Genomic DNA, 19,039 nt, shown 5'->3' with positions numbered 1-19,039 from the left:
AATGAATGCGGCGATGAATGGGGCAAGCGCGGTGGCGGCGCCCGGCGCGCTACCCGAGTACGAGATCTACGCCGTCCGCTACGCAAGCATGGCGCGCCAGCGCCGCGACAATTTCCTGGGCGGCGATCCCCACGACGGCGACATGCCGATGGATTTTTTCGTGTGGCTGGTGCGCGGTGCGGGCCGGGTTGTGCTGATCGACACGGGCTTCAATGCCGGCATGGCGCGCCGGCGCCAGCGCGAGCTCATCCACTGCCCGATCGGCGCGCTGGCGGCGCTGGGCGTGCAGCCCGCTGATGTGCAGCACGTGGTGCTGACGCACCTGCACTACGACCACGCGGGCAACCTGGACCTGCTGCCCGAGGCGATCTTCCACGTGCAGGACGACGAGATGGACTACGCCACGGGCCGCTGCATGTGCTTTGAACCGCTGCGTCACGCGTACGCGGTCGAGGACGTGGTGTCGCTGGTCCGGCGCGTGTATGAAGACCGTGTGGTGTTCCATGACGGCGACGGCGCGCTGCTGCCGGGCATCGAACTGCTGAAGATCGGCGGCCACACCAAAGGCCTGCAATCGGTGCGCGTGCACACGGCGCGCGGCTGGGTGGTGCTGGCATCGGATGCCAGCCACTACTACGAGAACATGGCGCGGGGTCGGCCGTTTCCCATCGTTTACAACACCGCGCAGATGCTGTCGGGTTACGCCAGACTGCATGCGGCCGCGCAATCGGACCAGCATGTTGTGCCGGGCCACGATCCGGCGGTGCTGCAGCGCTATCCGCTATTTCAGGATTCCCCCCACGTGGCGATGCTGCATCTGCCGCCGCAGGGGGATTGAGCCGGCGGCGATCAGCCGCGGCGCGTGCTTTCCGCGTACTCCATGTACAGCTGATGTGCACGGCGCGCGATCGGACCGTACTCCAGCGGGCGGTCCTCGACGCGGTTTACATGCACCACCTTGCCGTAGTTGCCCGACGAAAACACTTCGTCGGCCGCTTCGACGTCGGCGCGGGTCAGGCTGCGTTCCTGCACCTCGATGCCGTCGGCCTTCAGCAGCGCCAGCACGCGGCGGCGCGTGATGCCGTTCAGGAAGGTGCCGTTGTCGACGGGCGTGGAGACGACGCCGTCCTTGGCCAACCACAGGTTGCTGGTGGCGAACTCGGCCAGGTTGCCCGCGCCGTCCAGCATGATGGCGTTGTCAAAGCCCTTTTCGGCGGCTTCGCGGATGGCGCGTTGGCCGTTGGGGTACAGGCACGAGGCCTTGGCGTCGGTGGGCGCCATGTTGGGCCACGAACGCGCAAAGCTGGAGAAGCAGGCGGAGAAGCCCTGGTCGCCCGGCATCGGCACCTTGAACACATGCAGCACGAACTGGGTCTTGTCGGCGTCGGGCAGCAGGAAGCCGTCGGCGCAGAAGAACATCGGCTTGATGTAGAGCTCGGACCCTTCCGGAAAGCGCGCCACGGCCTGCAGGCACAGGTCCTGGATTTCTTCCCAGGCCAGTTGCGGCTTCATCAGCATCTTTTCCGCCGAGCGCACGACACGCTGGCAGTGCAGGTCCAGGTCGGGCGTCAGGCCGCGGAAGGCGCGCGCGCCGTCGAAGACCATGCTGGCCATCCAGAAGGCGTGGTCGGCCGGGCCGAGCAGTTTGGGGTTTTCGGTGGTCCAGTGACCGTTGTGCCAGAACAAGGCATCCATGATTGTCTTCCTTCGCTTGAATCGGGTTGGCCTGTGCTGGCCGAGCCGCCAGAATACATGACCTGGCGCGTTATTCCTTGGCCAGCGCCGCCTGCACGCGGTCGGCGGCATCCGCGGGCATCCATTGCCGCCAGACGGGCGCGTATTGCTTGAGGAAATAACGCGCGGCGTCCTCGGGTTCCTTGCCTTCGTTTTCCAGCCAGCCCAGCGTGGCGTCGATGGCGTCGTCCGGCACCGTCAGCTTGGTCAGGAACTCGGTGATGCGCGGCGCCTGTTTGGCGAATTCGGCGTTCATGCCGGTAACCACGGGGTTGGGCTTGAACTGCGTGGCCACGGGATTGGCGCACTTGGGATCGGTCATGCACGTGTAGGCGGCCTGGTCGAATGCGGGCAGCTCCAGCTTGACCAGATCCAGCGCGCCGACCAGCGACGTGGGCGTCCAGTAGTAGAAGACGATATCGCGTTTGCGCTTGTAGGCCGACACGATCGCCGCCTTTTGCGCGGCGCCGGAGCCGGGCGCGAACAGGGAGTAATCCTTGTCCAGCTTCAGGGCGCGCAGCAGGTTGTCGTTCAGCGTGCCGCAGGCCCATCCGGCCGGGCAACCGTAGATGCGGCCGCGGCCCGGGTCCTCGGGGTCGGCAAACACTTCCTTGAAGCGGGCCAGGTCGGCGGCGGACTTGAGCTCCGGGTGGCGTTCGACGGTGTAGCGGGGCACATACCAGCCTTCGCCCGCGTCATAGACGTGGCCCACGCCCAGCACCTTGCCGCTGGCCAGCGCCTTCTTCCAGGCGCCTTCGATCTGGCCGGGCCAGACCTCGGGCGTGACGTCGACGTCGCCGCGTTGCAGCGCGGCCAGCATGGGCAGGGTTTCGCCGATTTCGACGGAGGTCTTGCAGCCGTAGCCGTGTTCCAGCACATAGCGTTCGATGCCGGCAAGCACCAGGTTGGATTCCCAGTTCAGGCCACTGAAACGGATGGGCCGGTCGACTTCGCAAGCCGGGGCGGTGGGGGCGGCCTGGACCGCGGTGGGGGACAGCAGGGCGGCGGCCAGCGCGAGCGCGCCTAGGCCGGGAACGAGATGCGTGATGCGCATGGTCGGCACCTGTGTAGTGAGGTGCCTGCCATTGTACGGGGCGATGGCGCGTCCCAATGCAACGGGGCCGCTGTGCGCGGCCCCGGAGGTCAATCAAGCGAAAGGTCAGATGATCACGCGCGCGCGGTACGGCGGCGGTTGAAGAGGGCGCCCAATTCGCCCACGATGCCGCGCCGGAAGGCCAGCACGCAGATCACGAAGATCAGGCCGCTGACGATCGTGACCGATTCGCCCAGGCGCAGGAACCATTCGACGCCGGTCACGTTGGCCATCATCTGGCCAAAGTCGCCCACCTTGTTCTCCAGCAGCACCACGATGAATGCACCCAGGACGGGGCCGGTCAGCGTGCCCAGGCCGCCGATCAGTGTCATCAGGATCACCAGCCCGGACATCTGCCAGGTGGCATCGGACAGCGTGGCCGACACGAACACCAGCGTCTTGGTGGCGCCCGCCAGGCCGGCTAGCGCGGCCGACAGCACGAAGGCCACCAGCTTGAAGCGGTCCACGTCGTAACCCAGCGAGATGGCGCGCGGCTCGTTCTCGCGCAGCGCCTGCAGCACCTGCCCGAAGGGCGAGTTCACCGTCCGCCAGATGATGAAGTAGCCAATGATGAAGATGGCCATCACCAGGTAGTACAGGTTGATGTCCTTGGACAGGTCGACCAGTCCCAGCAGCGAGCCGCGCGGCACGCTCTGCAGGCCGTCTTCGCCGCCCGTGAACTTGGCCTGCAGGAAGAAGAAGAACACCATCTGCGACAGCGCCAGCGTGATCATGGCGAAGTAGATGCCGCTGCGCCGGATGGCAATCGCGCCCATCGCCAGGCCCAGCAGCGCCGCCACGGCCACGCCGAACAGCAGCCCCAGCTCGGTGGGCAGGCCCCAGACCTTCATGCTGTGGCCGGCCGCGTAGGCCGCGCTGCCCAGGAAGGCGGCGTGGCCGAAGGACAGCAGCCCCGTGAAGCCCAGCAGCAGGTTGAAGGCGCACGCAAAGAGGGCGTAGCACATGACCTTCATGGCGAAGATCGGATACACGCCCATGAAGGGAAGCAAGGCCACCACGATGGCCAGGACCGCATAGCCCAGGAATTGACGATTCATTTTTCTTTTCCGAACAGCCCGGCCGGGCGGATCAACAGAACAATGGCCATGATGATGAAGACGACCGTGCTGGACGCTTCGGGCCAGAACACCTTGGTCAGGCCCTCGATCACGCCCAGGCCCAGCCCGGTGACGATGGCGCCGAAAATGGACCCCATGCCGCCGATCACGACCACCGCGAACACGACGATGATGAGGTTCGATCCCATCAGCGGCGAAATCTGCAGCACCGGCGCGGCCAGCACACCGGCAAAGCCCGCCAGCGCGACGCCGAAACCATAGGTCAGCGTGATCATGCGCGGCACGTTCACACCGAATGACTCCACGAGGCGCGGGTTCTCGGTGCCGGCGCGCAGCAGGGCGCCCAGGCGGGTGCGCTCAATGACATACCACGTGGCAAAACAGACGATGATCGACGCCGCCACGACCCAGCCGCGGTAGTTCGGCAGGATCATGAAGCCCAGGTTGGTCGCGCCGCGCAGGGCCTCGGGCGTGGGATAAGGCTGGCCCGACACGCCGTAGAAGCTGCGGAACAGCCCCTCGATCAGCAGCGTCAGCCCGAAGGTGAGCAGCAGCCCATACAGGTGGTCGAGCTTGTAGAGATGCCTGAGCAGCAGTTTTTCAATGATGATGCCGAACAGCCCCACGATCAGCGGCGCCAGGATCAGCATGACCCAGTAGTTCAGGCCAAAGTACGAAAGCCCCATCCATGCGATGAAGGCGCCCAGCATGTAGAGGGCGCCGTGGGCGAAGTTGATGACGTTCAGCAGCCCGAAGATGACGGCAAGTCCGAGCGACAGCATTGCATAGAAGGAACCGTTGACCAGGCCCAGTAACAGCTGGCCGAACAAGGCCTGTATGGGGATGCCGAAAATGTCAGTCATCTTGGGAAAGTCCTGCGCGGTACGGAAGGAAGCGAGCTAGTCAGGAGGAATGCGGCCGGGCCATCGGCCCGGACCGCATCCAGGATCACATGGGCTGGTTTATTTCTTGACCAGCTTGCAGGTGGACTCGGACAACTTGGTGTAGACCTCGTCGCCAGGCAGCGTCGCCACCACCTTGTAGTAGTCCCACGGGCCCTTGGATTCGGCCGGGGTCTTCACTTGCATCAGGTACATGTCGTGGACCATGCGGCCGTCTTCGCGCACGACGCCGCCTTGGGCAAAGAAGTCGTTCACCTTGTTCGACTTCATCCACTTCATCACGTCGTCGCCGTTATCCGAGCCGGTGGCCTTGACGGCGTTCAGGTAGAACATCGCCGACGAGTAATCGCCCGCCTGGAGCATGGACGGCTTGCGGCCGACCTTGGACTCGAACTTCTTGGACCAGGCGCGCGAGGCGTCGGATTGGTCCCAGTACCAGCCGTCGGTCAGGTACATGCCCTTGGTGGCATCCAGGCCGAGCGAGTGCACGTCGTTGATGAACACCAGCAGGCCGGCCAGCTTCATGGTCTGCGTGACGCCGAATTCGTTGGCGGCCTTGACCGTGTTGATGGTGTCGCCGCCGGCATTGGCCATGCCCAGGATCTGCGCCTTGGACGATTGCGCCTGCAGCAGGAATGACGAGAAGTCCGAGGCGCCCAGCGGTGCGCGCACCTGGCCCTTCACTTCGCCGCCCGCAGCCTTGACGACCGCCATCGTGTCGCGCTCAAGCGCGTGGCCGAAAGCGTAGTCGGCAGTCAGGAAGAACCAGCTCTTGCCGCCGTCCTTCACCACCGCCGAACCGGTGCCGCGCGCCAGCGCCACAGTGTCGTAGGCGTAGTGCACGGTGTAGGGCGAACATTGCGCGTTGGTCAGGTCGGACGAGCCGGCGCCCACGGCGATGAAGGGCTTCTTCTTTTCTGCGGCGACCGCCGCCATGGCCAGGCTGGTGGCCGAGTTGGTGCCGGCGATGATGACGTCGACCTTCTGCTGGTCGAACCATTCGCGGGCGCGTGCCGAGGCGACGTCGGCCTTGTTCTGGTGGTCCGCGGAAACGATTTCGATCTTCTTGCCGTTGACCGTGCCGCCGAAGTCCTCGACAGCCATGCGTACGGCTTCCAGACCCGCCTTGCCGTCGATGTCGGAGTACACGCCCGACATGTCGGTGATGAAGCCGATGCGGATGACATCGTCGGAGATACCTTGAGCGTGGGCGGTTGCCCCCGCGAATCCCAGGCCCGCCATGGCCAGTGCAGCAGTGATGGTGTGCAGCTTCATGGGATGACTCCTCTTCCCTACAGTGTGGTGTTTGCCGGGGTTCCGGCGGATGACACAGGTTGCTTTAGACGCCCAGCAGTTCGTTGAGCGTGTCCTGTTTTTCTGAAAGTTCGGCGGCTTCGAAGTGCTCGACGATCTGGCCGTGCTCCATGACGTAGAAGCGGTCTGCCAGCGGCGCGGCGAAGCGGAAATTCTGTTCCACCATGACGATGGTGTAGCCCCGTTGCTTGAGCGCGGTGATCATGCGGGCCAGCGCCTGCACGATGACGGGCGCGAGGCCTTCGGAGATTTCGTCCAGCAGCAGCAGGTTGGCGCCGGTGCGCAGGATGCGTGCGACGGCGAGCATCTGCTGTTCGCCGCCCGACAGGCGCGTGCCGGGTGAATTGCGGCGCTCCTGCAGGTTAGGGAACATGTCGTAGATCTCGGCCAGCGACATGCCGCCGCCGAGCGAGCCGACGACCGGCGGAAGCAGCAGGTTTTCTTCGCAGGACAGGCTGGCGAAGATGCCGCGTTCCTCGGGGCAGTAGCCGACGCCCAGGTGGGCAATCTTGTAGGTGGGCAGGTCGATGGCTTCGGTGCCATGGATGCGGACCGAGCCCTTGCGCGAGCCGGTCAGACCCAGGATGGCGCGTAGCGTTGTGGTGCGGCCGGCGCCGTTGCGGCCCAGCAGCGTGACGACCTCGCCCTGTCCCACGCGCATGTTCACGCCATGCAGGATATGCGATTCCCCGTACCAGGCATTCAGGCCCGAGATTTCGAGTGCGGGGGTGCTCATGCGTGCGCTCCTTGAAGTTCGCCGTCGGTCGTGCCCATGTAAGCCTGCATCACGGCCGGATGGCGGGAGACTTCGGCGTAGGAACCTTCGGCCAGCACCGATCCGCGCGCCAGCACGGTAATGGTGTTGGCGATGGAGGACACGACATTCATGTTGTGTTCCACCATGAGGATGGTGCGCCCGGCGCTCACGCGCTTGATCAGTTGCGTGACGCGGTCCACGTCTTCGTGGCCCATGCCCTGGGTGGGTTCGTCCAGCAGCATCAGCTCGGGCTCCATCGCCAGCGTGGTGGCGATCTCGAGCGCGCGCTTGCGGCCGTACGGCAGGTTGACCGTGGTTTCGTCGGCAAAGCTGCCCAGGTCCACCTGCTCAAGCAGCGCACGCGCGGGCTCGTTCAGCGTGGCCAGGCGCTTGTCGCTTTGCCAGAAGTGATAGGACAGTCCAGTCTTGCGTTGCAGGCCGATCCGCACGTTCTCGAGCACGGTCAGGTGGGGGAACACCGCCGAGATCTGGAACGACCGGATGATGCCGCGCCGCGCGATCTGCGCGGGCCGCTCGCCGGTGATGTCGATGCCATTGAACTTGATGCTGCCCGACGTGGGCGCCAGGAATTTGGTCAGCAGGTTGAAGCATGTGGTCTTGCCCGCGCCGTTAGGCCCGATCAAGGCATGAATCTCGCCCCGCTTGATACGCAAATCGACCCCGTTGACCGCGACGAAGCCGCGGAACTCCTTGGTGAGGCCTTTTGTCTCCAGGATTGTGTCATCCATGTTCGCTGCACCAGCGTTGTATTTATATGGTCTCTGCCTGGCGTCATTGCGTCAGGCCCCCGCAGGGTTGGAAAACTGTTTTCGTGCGTAGTTTTCTTATGAGTTGCCGGCGAGTATGCGGACGTCGCAATCAAAATTCCATGAGGGTTTGTCATAGGTTTTGCACTGCGGAAAGGGCAATTGTCGGCATGCCGACAATGCTTGGCTCGCATGGGGAGAAAGCCTTTCCAATATGGAAATGCGTTGCAGCAATTACGCGTTGATCGTCATCAAGATGTCACGCATGAATAGGCGAGGGAAAACCCGGTTTTCCGCTCGCATAATCCGCAGCCGCGTGCAGACGCCGGAGGCTTTATGCAGGGGTTTTCGGCTTGAATTCGCAAAGATCCGAAATGCCGCATTGCGGGCACTTCGGTTTGCGCGCCACGCAGACGTAGCGGCCGTGCAGGATCAGCCAGTGATGCGCGTCCAGCAGATACTCCTGCGGCACGAACTTCATCAGTTTCAACTCGACTTCCAGCACATTTTTTCCGGGCGCGATGCCGGTGCGATTGGAGACGCGGAATATGTGCGTGTCCACCGCCATCGCCGCTTGCCCGAACGCGGTGTTGAGCACCACGTTGGCCGTCTTGCGGCCCACGCCGGGCAGGGCCTCAAGCGCCTCACGCGTCTGAGGCACCTGGCCTGCGTGCTGCTCGATCAGGATCTTGCTGGTGGCAATCGCATTCTTCGCCTTGGTGCGAAACAGGCCAATGGTCTTGATGTAATCGGCCAGCCCTTCCTCGCCCAGCGCCGCCAGCGTCTCGGGCGTGCCGTACTGCGGGAAGAACTTGCGCGTGGCGATGTTGACCGACTTGTCCGTCGCCTGCGCCGACAGCAGCACGGCAATCAGCAGCTGGAATGGCGTGTCGTATTCCAGTTCGGTGGTGGGGGTAGGGTTGGCCGCATGCAGGCGGGCAAAGATCTCTCGGCGTTTGGCGGCGTTCATGACTGCGGGGGATTGCGGCGGGCGCGGGCGCGGGCCAGCGCGGATTCGATGGCGGAGCGCTTGCGGTCTTCCTTTTGCACGTCCTCGGAAGCGGGCGCTGCGGGGGCGGGCGCATCCGGTATTTCCGGCGCCATCAGGCGCGCGTTGTCGGCCGCCAGACGCTCGGCGCGCGCCTGGTGGTTGCGATGACGCTGGCGGCTGATCGCGGCGTCTTCGCTGGTCCACGCGCGGCCGGCGGGCACCATCTCGATGCAGTCCACCGGACAGGGCGCCACGCACAGGTCGCAGCCCGTGCACCAGTCGTCCAGCACGGTGTGCATGTGCTTGTTCGCGCCGATGATGGCGTCGACCGGACAGGCCTGGATGCACAGCGTACAGCCGATGCAATGCGATTCGTCGATGCGCGCGACCAGCAGCGGGCCGGGTTCGCCACGCGACAGATCAAGCGGCAGGAGGGGCGTACCGAGCAATGCGGACAACTGCGCGACGCCGTCGTCGCCGCCGGGCGGGCAGCGGTTGATCGGCGCGGCGCCCTCGGCGATGGCCTCGGCGTAAGGGCGGCAGCCGTCGTACCCGCATTTGGTGCATTGCGTCTGAGGCAGCAAGGCGTCAACGCGGTCGGCTAGTGAGCGACAGGACATGTAAAGCCAGTAATGAAAAGGGGCCGCTTGGGCCCCGGTGTACGGATCAGGCTGCCGGCGGCCGGCGCGGGGCCGTCGTCAAGCCGATTGCCGGATGAACTCGGCAATTTTAGGGCAGATCATTTCGCGCCACCGGCGGCCCGAGAAAATGCCGTAGTGGCCGCAGTTCGGGGCGGTGTAATGCGACTTGCGGTCGGCCGGGATGTTCTTGCACAGCTTGATGGCGGCACGCGTCTGGCCCTGGCCGGAAATGTCGTCCAGTTCGCCTTCGATGGTGAACAGGGCGACGTCCTTGATGTCGGCCGGGCGCACTAGCTTGCCGGCCACTTCCCACGTGCCGTTGGGCAACGAGAAGTCCTGGAACACCATGCGGATCGTATCCAGGTAGAACTCGGCCGGCATGTCCAGCACGGCGTTGTATTCGTCGTAAAAACGGCGATGCGCTTCGGCGTCGCTGTCGTCGCCACGCAGCAGATCCAGGTAGAAGTCGTAATGCGACTTCATGTGGCGGTCCGGATTCATGGCCATGAATCCCGCATGCTGCAGGAACCCCGGATACACCCGGCGGCCAGCGCCCGGATAGCGGGGCGGCACGGGGTGGATCACCTGGTTCTCGAACCACGAATAGGGCTTGGTGGTGGCCAGGCGATTGACCTGCGTGGGCGACTGGCGCGGGTCGATGGGGCCGCCCATCATCACCATGCTGCGCGGCTGGCAGGGATCGTTGGCCGACGCCATCAGCGACACCGCGGCCAGCACCGGCACCGTGGGCTGGCAGACGGAAATGACGTGCACGTCCGGGCCCAGATGGCGGATGAAGTCCTGCACATAGCGCACGTAGTCGTTCAGATGGAACGGACCGGCCGCCAGCGGCACCATGCGCGCGTCGACCCAGTCGGTCACATAGACGTCGTGGTGGGGCAGCAGGGCTCGCACGGTGTCGCGCAGTAGGGTGGCGTGGTGCCCGGAAAGCGGGGCGACCAGCAGGACCTTCGGATCGTTCTTGCCGGCCAGCCGCACGTCGCGCTGGAAATGCACCAGGCGGCAGAACGGCTTGTCCAGGGCCACGGCTTCGATCACGCGGACGGACTTGCCGGCGATCTGGGTGGAGGGAAGATTCCAGGCGGGCTTCTGGTATTCCTTGCCGATACGGGTCATCAGCTCGTACCCGGCAGCCATCTGGCGGGAAATCGGGGTGTAGGCGAGCGGGCTGTAGGGGCTGGAGAACAGCTGAGAACCGGCATCCGTGAATGCAGCGAACGGAGTCAGGAAAGCGCGCTGCATTTCGTGCAATTGGTACAGCATTTCGGGGAAGTCCTTCTGGGTCGAGCGTGTGCCCCGATTATTGCTCCGGGGCGTAACGATATTCCCAATCAGCCTGAAGAATGGCCGGCAAACTGCCGGTTTATGTTGCTAAAAAGCGACCCGTCATGTGTTTCGCACCAGTTTAGGGCCGCTTTTATGCCCCGCGGTGATGCCAAACGGAGGATTTATGCACTACGCCACAGCGTGGCGGATCACCAGTAGTTTTCTACTGCCAGGTTGCCCGGAATGCCGCGGCGGCCGGGCTTGAACCCACGCTCACCCAGCAATTTGCGTGCCTCCGCCAACATGGCGGGGTTGCCGCAGAGCATGACCTTGGCGGTCTCAGGATCCAGCGGGCGCCCGGCCAATTGTTCAAGGCCGCCGTCGGCGATCAGCGTGGTGATGCGCGCTTGCGGCATGCCGGGCACGGTTTCGCGGGTGGCGATGGGCAGGTAGACGAGCTTGCCCGGGTCTGCGGCAAACTCCTCGGCCAGGGCCGGATCGCGGCGCCAGGCGTCGATTTCGTCGCGGTAGGCAAGCTCGGCCGCGGTGCGCACGCCGTGCACCAGGATGATGCGGTTATAGGCGCGCCAGACGGCGGGGTCACGCAGGATGGACAGATAGGCCGACAGGCCGGTGCCCGAGGCAAGCAGCCACAGGTCGCCGCCGGGTGCAAAGCGCTCCAGCGTCAGGAAGCCGTAGGGGGTCTTTTCCACATACAGCGCATCGCCCGGCTGCAGACGCGCCATGCGCGGGCTGAACAGGCCTTCGGGAACGACGATGGAATAGAACTCCAGGCCCGGCTCATGCGGGGCCGAGACCATGGAGTAGGCGCGCCAGAGGGTGGGCGGACCGTCGGGGTCTTCGGCGCCAGGCAGGCCGACCCGGGCAAACTGTCCCGGCAGGAAGGTGAAGGCCTCGTCCCGTGACACGCGCACGGAGAACAGTTTGTCCGGCACCCAGGTGTGGACGCTGGTGATGGTCTGGCGCGTGTATTTGGAGTCGTCGGTCATCGGGACATCGCACGAAAGCGCCGGTTCGGTTTGCGGCCGGCGCCCGTGGATTACTTTTCCAGGTATTGCAGCTTGTCCTGCTTGCCGTTCCATTCGTCGGCGTCGGGCAGGGGCTTCTTGGCACGGCTGATGCTGGCGAATTCCGGAGAGAGTTCGGCGTTCAGCGCGATGAAATTGAGTTGGTCCTGTGGCACGTCTTCTTCGGCGTAGATCGCGTTGGCGGGGCATTCAGGGATGCAGACCGCGCAATCGATACATTCGTCTGGGTCGATCACGAGGAAGTTCGGACCCTCACGAAAACAGTCCACCGGGCACACGTCTACGCAATCGGTGTACTTGCACTTGATACAGTTTTCGGTGACTACGTGGGTCATTCAGGAACTCCGGGGCTCGGCGGCAGATGTGTCTTAATGGGCGGATTTTACCCAATGCCGCGCGGATGTGTCGGCAATACCCGTATTGACAGCGTGGCCCATCGTGCCGAAGGCCCTGTTCTTCGTGCTATGGTGTCGCGAAACGAAACGCGCAATCATGATTATTACTTCGCTGCTCGACACCGACCTGTATAAATTCAGCATGATGCAAGTGGTGCTGCATCATTTCCCCGCTGCCCAGGTCGAGTACCGGTACAAATGCCGTACGAAGGGCGTGGATTTGCGCCCTTATATGGACGAAATCCGCCACGAAGTGCATCAGCTGTGCCAGTTGCGCTTCACGGACGACGAACTTAAATATCTGGGCGGGTTGCGCTTTATCAAAAGCGACTTCGTTGATTTCCTGCGTCTGTTCCACATGCCGGAGCGCTGCATCCACATCAGCGAAGGCGAGGGACCCGGCGAGATCAGCATCGAGGTCAAGGGCCCGTGGCTGCACACGATCCTTTTCGAAATCCCCGTGCTGGCCATCGTCAACGAGGTCTATTTCCGCAACACGCGCAAGCATCCGGACTGGGAAGAAGGCCGCAAGCGCCTGCAGTCCAAGATGCACCTCGTGCTGGACGATCCCGCGCTGGCCGACTTCCGCGTGGCCGAATATGGCACGCGGCGCCGCTTCTCCAAGGCCTGGCACGAAGAAATCGTCACCACCCTGAAAGCCGAGATGGGTCCGCATTTCGCGGGCTCCAGCAACGTGCTGCTCGCCAAGGAGCACGACGTGCTGCCGCTGGGCACCATGGGCCACGAATACCTGCAGGCCTGCCAGGCGCTCGGTCCGCGCCTGCGCGATTCGCAGGTGTTCGCGCTGGAAGTGTGGGCCAAGGAATACCGCGGCGACCTCGGCATCGCGCTGTCCGACGTCTACGGCATGGATGCGTTCCTGCGCGACTTCGACATGTATTTCTGCAAGCTCTTTGACGGCGCGCGCCACGACTCCGGCGATCCCTTCATCTGGGGCGAGCGCCTGCTCGAGCACTACCGCAAGAACCGCGTGGATCCGCGCGCCAAGACCCTGGTGTTCTCGGATTCGCTGACCTTTCCGCGCGCCATCGAGCTGGCGCGCCAGTTCTCGGGCCGCTGCAAGGTGTCCTTCGGCATCGGCACCAATCTCACCAACGACCTCGGCCACGAACCGCTGCAGATCGTCATGAAGATGGTCCGCTGCAACGGTCAGCCGGTCGCCAAGGTGTCGGATGCGCCCGAGAAGACGATGTGCGACGATCCCGCCTACCTGGCCTATCTGCGCCAGGTTTTCCAATTGCCGCCCGCCTGACGACGCTCGCGCGCCGCACGCGGGCAGCCTTGCCCAGTTCCACCCAAACCACTCGACTCTAGGGGAATTCTCATGAGCAGCATCAAGCGCTTTCACGTGACCAAGCGCCTGTCGGACATGGCCGTTTACAACGGCGTGGCCTACCTGGCAGGCCAGGTGCCGGACGATGCCACGCTGGACATCACCGGCCAGACCGAGCAAGTGCTCGCAACGATCGATCGCCTGCTGGCCGAAGCCGGCACCGACAAGACCAAGATCCTGATGGCCCAGATCTACGTGGCCAACATGAAGGAATTCGACGGCATGAACAAGGCCTGGGACGCATGGGTCGCCGACGGCAACTCGCCCCCCCGCGCCACCGTCGAAGCCCGCCTCGCCAACCCCGACTACAAGGTCGAGATCGTGGTGACGGCCGCGCTCTGATGCGCGATCAGGGCCGGCTCCGGCAGGCCTTGCGAAAAAACCCTCTGGCGTGAGCCGAGGGTTTTTTTACGCGCCCATCAGCATCATCCCCGCCAGCAGGCCGCCCAGTTCCTCGCACCGCGCCAGTTCAGCAGCCGGCACCGTCTTGGCCGCCAGAATCTGCGCCGCCGTCTGCGCGCCCATATTCACGATGACGGCCGGCGCCACCGCCGACAGCCGCCAGCCCGTGCAAATGCGATCGACCTGCCGGGCCGCGCCCGAGCCGTCGCTGCCCGCGCTGATCAGGGCGGCGTAGGGCAGTCCCTGGATGCGGTCCAGCACCGCGTAGTAATTGCGGTCGAAGAATTCCTTCATCTCGCCGCTCAGGCTGGCGAGGTTCTCGGGGGCGCAGAAGAGAAACCCCTGGCTGGCCAGCAAGGCGTCGGCGCCGGCATCCTGCGCGCGAAGCATCTCGATGCGCAGATCGTCCGGCTGCTCCAGGGCAGCGGCCGCCGAGGCCGCGCCGCGCGCCGCGGCCTGCGCCATCTGCTGCGCCGCGCCGGTGCGCGAATGCCAGACGATCAGCAACTGCTTCATGCGTACCGCTCCAGCGGATCCTGCCGGTAATAGGCCCGCAGCATCGCATACCACTCGGGCAGGGCCTGCTGCATGGGGTAGGGGTCCACGAAGAAGTGTTCGGAGCTGACCGCGAAGAACTCGCCTTCGTCCGTGGCGGCGTAGGGATCCATCGGCAATTGCCCGTACCAGGCGTCCGCTTCCTCGCTTTCGGGATCCACGTCGCGCGGAATCGCCGCCTCCACGGCGTCGACCGCCGCGATGAAGCGGTCCAGGCTGTCGTCCAGCACCTGGCGCCACGCACGCGGCTTGATCTCGGGATGCGCCGACAGCGACGGCATGCCGTCCGCAAACCCTGATCGCAGGTCCAGTTTGTGGGCGAATTCGTGGATCACCACGTTGAATCCGCCCTCGGACAGCTGCGTGTCTTCCCAGGACAGGACCAGCGGCCCGCCTTCCCAGGCTTCCCCCGCAGCGTCCTCGATGTACTCGTGGACCACACCGTCCTCATCCTCGCGCGTCCGGGGGATGCGGAAGCTGGCGGGATACACGATGATCTCGTCCCAGCCCTCATACAGCTCGGGCGTGAGATTCAGGATGGGCAGGCAGGCCTGCGCGGCGATGGACAGCCGCATGAAATCCGAGACCTCCAGGCCCTGCGCGCCATTGATCGTCTTGCTGGCGAGCAGCCAGGCGGCGCGCGCCTGCAATTGGGTGGCTTCGCCTTCGGTCAGCGCCGCCAGAAACGGGTAGGTGTCCAGCACCTGCCGCCAGAGTTCGGGCGGGATGCGGGCCTGCATCTCGGCGACTTCGGACGGGCGGGCGCCGCGGCCCTTCAGCCAGCGCAACATAAGCTTTGGTTCCTTCCATATGCCGGGATGCGGCAGTGTGTTCAGGGTGACTGAACCCTAGTGTAGAGTGTCGAAATATTCAACCCGATACCTGCGCTACGCCCCGTCATGTCCGCCCCGTCCGTTCCCGATGCGCCTTCGCCATTTGACGCTTCCTGGCGGCAGGAGGCCGGGGCGGGCCTGGATGCCGAGGGCCTGGCATTGCTGGACCGGGTTGCCTGCTGGGCCGAACCACGCTTCCAAGGCCAGAACGCCCTGACAGGCGAGCCGCTGGCCGGACACGCCGCCGGTGTCGTCCGCATCCTGGCGGCGATGCACACCGATGCCGCCACGCGCGCCGCCGCCCTCCTGGCCGCGCTGCCCACCGACCTGATGGCCCCCGCGCCTTCGTTGCGCAACGATCCCGTCGCCGTTGCCTTCGGCGCGGAAATCGCGCGCCTGGTGCAGGGCGCCTATGCGCTGCTGCGCCTGGGCGTGGTGGCCCGGCAGGCCAGCGATGCCTCGGCCGAAAGCGGTTCGCAAAAGGAAATGCAGCGCAAGATGCTGCTGGCCATGGCGGCCGACCTGCGCATCGTGCTGATGCGCCTGGCGTCCCGGCTGCGCACGTTGCGCTGGCACGCCGAGAGCAAGGCGCCGTGCTCACCCAGCTTCGCCCGCGAAACCCTGGACCTGTACGCGCCGCTAGCCAACCGGCTGGGCATCTGGCAGATCAAGTGGGAAATGGAAGACCTGTCCTTCCGCTTCCTCGAACCCGACAAGTACAAGCACATCGCCCGCCTGCTCGAAGAAAAACGGGTCGAGCGCGAGGCCTTCATCGCGGGCGCCATCACGCGCCTGCAGCAGGCGCTTGCCAAGAGCGGGATCGATGCCGAGGTCAGCGGCCGGCCCAAGCACATCTACAGCATCTGGAACAAGATGCGCGTCAAGCGCCTGGATTTCTCACAGATGTATGACCTGCGGGCGCTGCGCGTCATCGTCGACGACGTGCGCGCCTGCTACGCGGCCCTGGGCATGGTGCACGAGATGTGGACGCCGCTGTCCGACGAGTTCGACGACTATATCTCGCGGCCCAAGCCCAACGGCTACCGGTCGCTGCACACGGTGGTGGCCGACGACGACGGCCGTCCCTTCGAAGTGCAGATCCGCACGCGCGAGATGCACCAGTTCGCCGAATACGGGATGGCCGCGCATTGGCGCTACAAGGAAGCGGGCGCCAAGGGCGGACAGGTCGCCGCGTCCAGCGAATACGACCGGCAGCTCGCCTGGATGCGCCAGCTGCTGGCCTGGAACACCGATGTCGAGGGTGGCGAAGACACGCCGCCCGAACCCGCCAAGCCCGCCACGGGCCGGGCCGCCGCGGGCAAGAGCCGCGGCGCGGTGACGGCGCCGGCGCATACCGACGAACGCATCTACGTGCTGACGCCTCAGGCGCGCGTGATTGAACTGCCCGCCGGCGCGACGCCGGTGGATTTCGCCTATCACCTGCATACCGACCTGGGCCACCGCTGCCGCGGCGCGCGCGTCGATGGGCAGATGGTGCCGCTGCAGACGCATCTGTCCACCGGCCAGACCGTGGAGATCATCTCCGCCAAGTCCGGCGGCCCGTCGCGCGACTGGCTCAATCCCCAGCTCGGCTTTCTGGCCAGCCCGCGTGCTCGCGCCAAGGTGCGCATGTGGTTCAACGCGATTGAACTGCAGCAGCGCATCACACAGGGGCAGGCGCTCGTCGAAAAGGAATTGCAGCGTCTGGGCAAGACGGCCATCAACCTGGAACAGCTGGCCCAGAACCTGGGCTTTGCGCGCGCCGACGACCTTTACGTCGCCGCAGCCAAGGAAGAATTCAGCCTGCGCCAGATCGACGCGGTGTTCCAGCAGCCGGCGCCCGCGGTCGAACCCACGCCGGCCGCCTTGCGGCACGCCAGCGCCGGCAGCGCCGAGAAAAGCGGCAAGAGCGGCGTGCTGGTGGTGGGGGTGGGGTCGCTGCTGACGCAACTTGCCCGTTGCTGCCGCCCGGCCCCGCCGGATGCGATCTCCGGTTTCGTGACGCGGGGGCGCGGCGTGTCCATCCATCGCCGCGACTGCCACAGCTATCTGGCGCTCGCCGCGCGCGAGCCCGAACGCGTCATCGAGGTGGCGTGGGGCGAAACGGCCGACACCTTCTATCCGGTGGACATCAGCGTGCGCGCGCATGACCGGTCGGGCCTCTTGCGCGACCTGTCGGAAGTGTTTGCGCGCCTGCGCCTGAATGTCGTGGGCGTGAACACGCAGAGCAAGCAGTCGCTGGCCCACATGGTGTTCACGGTGGAAGTGCGCGGCGGCGAATCGCTGTCCCGCGCGCTGGACGCCCTGGCCGAGGTGCAGGGCGTGTCGTCGGCGATGCGCCGCTAGGCGCAGCCTCCGGCAGCGGGAACCGCTGCCGGATAAGTCTTCGCACTGGCCGCCGCTGGCGCGAGGGCCAGGCAGCGGCGCGAGGCGGTTCAGGCCTCAGTGCTCCAGCGCTTCATGCGCACGATCACGCATGTAGAACGCGGCAACCAGGCCCAGCGCCACGCCAAACATCACGTAGTAGGCCGGCGCCATGGGTGAGCCCGTGGTCTTGATCAGCCAGGTCACGATGAACTGCGCGAATCCGCCGAAGATCATCACCGCCACGTTATAGGCCAGCGACAGGCCCACGGAACGCACGCGCGCCGGGAACAGCTCGGCCATCACCGTGCTGAACACGCCGAAGAACGCCGACACGAAAATGCAGACCACGATCTGCACGGTCAGCAGGCGGCCGATCGAAGGCGCGTCCGACAGCCAGAAATACAGCGGGTACAGCACGATCAGGTAGCCGATCAAGGAGCCGATCACCAGGGGACGGCGGCCGACGCGGTCGGACCAGGCGCCCATGAACGGGGTCAGCACCACCATCAGCGCCGCGCCGGCCATCTGCACCAGGAACGTGTGGTTCAGCGGCAGCATCAGCACCTTGGTCGAATACGTGACCAGATACGTGAAGGTGATGTAGATCGACACGGTGGCCGTCACCACGAGGCCCACGCCGATCAGCGTCTCGCGCGTGTGGGTGCGCAGCATCTGGCCCAGCGACAGGCGCTTGACCTCGCCGCGTTCGGCGGCCTGACGGTCGGCTTCCTTCATCTGCTTGAAGGCGTCCGTTTCGTCGACGTTGCGGCGGATATAGATGGCGATCGGCACAATCACCAGGCCGAAGGCGAACGGCAGGCGCCATGCCCAGTCGGCAATCTGCTGCTCGGTGAAGAACTCGGTGATGAGCGTGCCGCAGGCCGCGCCGATCAACAGGGCCAGCATCTGGCCCGCCATCTGCCACGAGCCGTAGAAGCCGCGCTTGCCGTTGGGCGCCATTTCGATCAGCAGCGCCGTCGACGTGCCGAATTCGCCGCCCGCCGAGAAGCCTTGCAAGAGGCGCGCGATCAGGATGAAGATCGGGGCCAGGATGCCGGCCGCGTGGTACGTCGGCGCGACGGTGATCAGCGCGATGGATACGGCCATCAGCGAGGTCACCAGCACCATGGCGGCCTTGCGGCCCTTGCGGTCGCCGTACAGGCCCAGGATGATGCCGCCCACCGGGCGCATGAAGAAGCCCACGCCGAAGATGGCGGTGGTCATGAGGATGGCGTTCAGTTCGCTGCCGGGGACGCTGGGGTCGGTGGGAAAGAACAGTTTGGCGATGATCGGCGTCATGAACGCGAACACCAGGAAGTCATACCATTCGAGCGCGTTGCCGATTACCGCTGCCACGATGTTGCGTGTGGGGACTGCTTTGTGCTGCACGGGATCTCCTTGGGGACTTTTAATTTCCGGGCGACATTCTAGGCGCTTTGCCGCATCGGGCGTCCGGCCGGCCGTCTGAAACACGTTCGCGGCAGGCCCGTCCGACACGCCGCCCCTGCCTGGCTTTACA

At 65.0% G+C, this 19,039-nt stretch carries 19 protein-coding genes; 4 read left to right on the top strand and 15 right to left on the bottom strand.

Annotated features, from left to right (window positions below; translation table 11 throughout):
- Position 1: 1 nt before the first annotated feature.
- A complete protein-coding gene (locus ASD71_RS18975; RefSeq protein WP_235512249.1) occupies positions 2–838 on the top strand; it encodes an N-acyl homoserine lactonase family protein in 837 nt (278 codons plus the stop codon).
- An 11-nt stretch (positions 839–849) separates the two neighbouring features.
- Here the strand turns inward: ASD71_RS18975 and ASD71_RS18970 are convergent, their stop codons facing one another.
- The 12 genes from ASD71_RS18970 to fdxA all read right to left on the bottom strand — a co-directional run bounded on the left by ASD71_RS18970 (position 850) and on the right by fdxA (position 11,949).
- Positions 850–1,695 carry a branched-chain amino acid aminotransferase gene (locus ASD71_RS18970; protein ID WP_056568147.1) on the bottom strand — a complete coding sequence of 282 codons (846 nt, stop codon included), beginning with the start codon at positions 1,693–1,695 and terminating at the stop codon, positions 850–852.
- A 70-nt stretch (positions 1,696–1,765) separates the two neighbouring features.
- Positions 1,766–2,788, bottom strand: coding sequence for an ABC transporter substrate-binding protein (locus ASD71_RS18965; RefSeq protein ID WP_056568143.1), 1,023 nt, complete (start codon positions 2,786–2,788; stop codon positions 1,766–1,768).
- A 113-nt stretch (positions 2,789–2,901) separates the two neighbouring features.
- Positions 2,902–3,885 (bottom strand): branched-chain amino acid ABC transporter permease, encoded by a 984-nt coding sequence (locus tag ASD71_RS18960; protein WP_056568141.1) that lies wholly within the window; start codon positions 3,883–3,885, stop codon positions 2,902–2,904.
- Positions 3,882–4,769, bottom strand: a complete 888-nt coding sequence (locus tag ASD71_RS18955; protein ID WP_056568139.1) for a branched-chain amino acid ABC transporter permease — start codon at positions 4,767–4,769, stop codon at positions 3,882–3,884. The genes ASD71_RS18960 and ASD71_RS18955 overlap by 4 nt, the downstream gene beginning before the upstream one ends.
- Before the next feature lie 99 nt (positions 4,770–4,868).
- Positions 4,869–6,083 (bottom strand): ABC transporter substrate-binding protein, encoded by a 1,215-nt coding sequence (locus tag ASD71_RS18950; protein ID WP_056568137.1) that lies wholly within the window; start codon positions 6,081–6,083, stop codon positions 4,869–4,871.
- 64 nt (positions 6,084–6,147) lie between these two features.
- Positions 6,148–6,858 (bottom strand): ABC transporter ATP-binding protein, encoded by a 711-nt coding sequence (locus ASD71_RS18945; RefSeq protein ID WP_056568134.1) that lies wholly within the window; start codon positions 6,856–6,858, stop codon positions 6,148–6,150.
- The gene (locus ASD71_RS18940) at positions 6,855–7,628 is read right to left on the bottom strand and encodes an ABC transporter ATP-binding protein (protein ID WP_056568131.1); all 774 of its coding nucleotides are present in this window, start codon (positions 7,626–7,628) and stop codon (positions 6,855–6,857) included. Before ASD71_RS18940 ends, ASD71_RS18945 begins: the two co-directional genes overlap by 4 nt.
- Positions 7,629–7,980: 352 nt before the next feature.
- On the bottom strand, positions 7,981–8,616 hold the full coding sequence (nth, locus tag ASD71_RS18935) for an endonuclease III (RefSeq protein WP_056568129.1): 636 nt from the start codon (positions 8,614–8,616) through the stop codon (positions 7,981–7,983).
- Positions 8,613–9,257: an electron transport complex subunit RsxB gene (gene rsxB / locus ASD71_RS18930; RefSeq protein ID WP_056568127.1), complete on the bottom strand. Its 645-nt coding sequence runs from the start codon at positions 9,255–9,257 to the stop codon at positions 8,613–8,615. Before rsxB ends, nth begins: the two co-directional genes overlap by 4 nt.
- Positions 9,258–9,335: 78 nt before the next feature.
- Complete coding sequence (locus ASD71_RS18925; RefSeq protein ID WP_056568124.1) at positions 9,336–10,562, bottom strand: polyhydroxyalkanoate depolymerase; 1,227 nt, start codon at positions 10,560–10,562, stop codon at positions 9,336–9,338.
- Between the two features lie 212 nt (positions 10,563–10,774).
- Positions 10,775–11,575 carry a ferredoxin--NADP reductase gene (locus ASD71_RS18920; protein WP_056568122.1) on the bottom strand — a complete coding sequence of 267 codons (801 nt, stop codon included), beginning with the start codon at positions 11,573–11,575 and terminating at the stop codon, positions 10,775–10,777.
- 50 nt (positions 11,576–11,625) lie between these two features.
- Positions 11,626–11,949 carry a ferredoxin FdxA gene (gene fdxA, locus ASD71_RS18915; protein WP_006389264.1) on the bottom strand — a complete coding sequence of 108 codons (324 nt, stop codon included), beginning with the start codon at positions 11,947–11,949 and terminating at the stop codon, positions 11,626–11,628.
- 157 nt (positions 11,950–12,106) lie between these two features.
- Here fdxA and pncB point away from each other — a divergent pair, with 157 nt between their 5' ends.
- On the top strand, positions 12,107–13,282 hold the full coding sequence (gene pncB / locus ASD71_RS18910) for a nicotinate phosphoribosyltransferase (RefSeq protein WP_056569457.1): 1,176 nt from the start codon (positions 12,107–12,109) through the stop codon (positions 13,280–13,282).
- Between the two features lie 72 nt (positions 13,283–13,354).
- A complete protein-coding gene (locus ASD71_RS18905; protein WP_056321843.1) occupies positions 13,355–13,705 on the top strand; it encodes a RidA family protein in 351 nt (116 codons plus the stop codon).
- A 66-nt stretch (positions 13,706–13,771) separates the two neighbouring features.
- Here ASD71_RS18905 and ASD71_RS18900 read toward each other — a convergent pair whose 3' ends face one another.
- Both ASD71_RS18900 and ASD71_RS18895 read right to left on the bottom strand, forming a co-directional pair.
- A complete protein-coding gene (locus ASD71_RS18900; RefSeq protein WP_056568119.1) occupies positions 13,772–14,281 on the bottom strand; it encodes a flavodoxin in 510 nt (169 codons plus the stop codon).
- The gene (locus ASD71_RS18895) at positions 14,278–15,111 is read right to left on the bottom strand and encodes a zinc-dependent peptidase (RefSeq protein ID WP_056568117.1); all 834 of its coding nucleotides are present in this window, start codon (positions 15,109–15,111) and stop codon (positions 14,278–14,280) included. Before ASD71_RS18895 ends, ASD71_RS18900 begins: the two co-directional genes overlap by 4 nt.
- Positions 15,112–15,219: 108 nt before the next feature.
- On the opposite strand from ASD71_RS18895, the gene ASD71_RS18890 reads away from it, so the two are divergent.
- Positions 15,220–17,499 (top strand): bifunctional (p)ppGpp synthetase/guanosine-3',5'-bis(diphosphate) 3'-pyrophosphohydrolase, encoded by a 2,280-nt coding sequence (locus ASD71_RS18890; RefSeq protein ID WP_056568114.1) that lies wholly within the window; start codon positions 15,220–15,222, stop codon positions 17,497–17,499.
- A 96-nt stretch (positions 17,500–17,595) separates the two neighbouring features.
- On the opposite strand, the gene ASD71_RS18885 is transcribed toward ASD71_RS18890, so the two are convergent.
- Complete coding sequence (locus ASD71_RS18885) at positions 17,596–18,909, bottom strand: MFS transporter (protein WP_056568112.1); 1,314 nt, start codon at positions 18,907–18,909, stop codon at positions 17,596–17,598.
- Positions 18,910–19,039: the final 130 nt, after the last annotated feature.

Source organism: Achromobacter sp. Root565 (genome assembly GCF_001427425.1).
GTDB lineage: Bacteria > Pseudomonadota > Gammaproteobacteria > Burkholderiales > Burkholderiaceae_B > Achromobacter > Achromobacter spanius_D.
The sequence above is the reverse complement of the archived record's forward strand: the minus strand, read 5'-3'. Positions and strand labels throughout refer to the sequence as shown.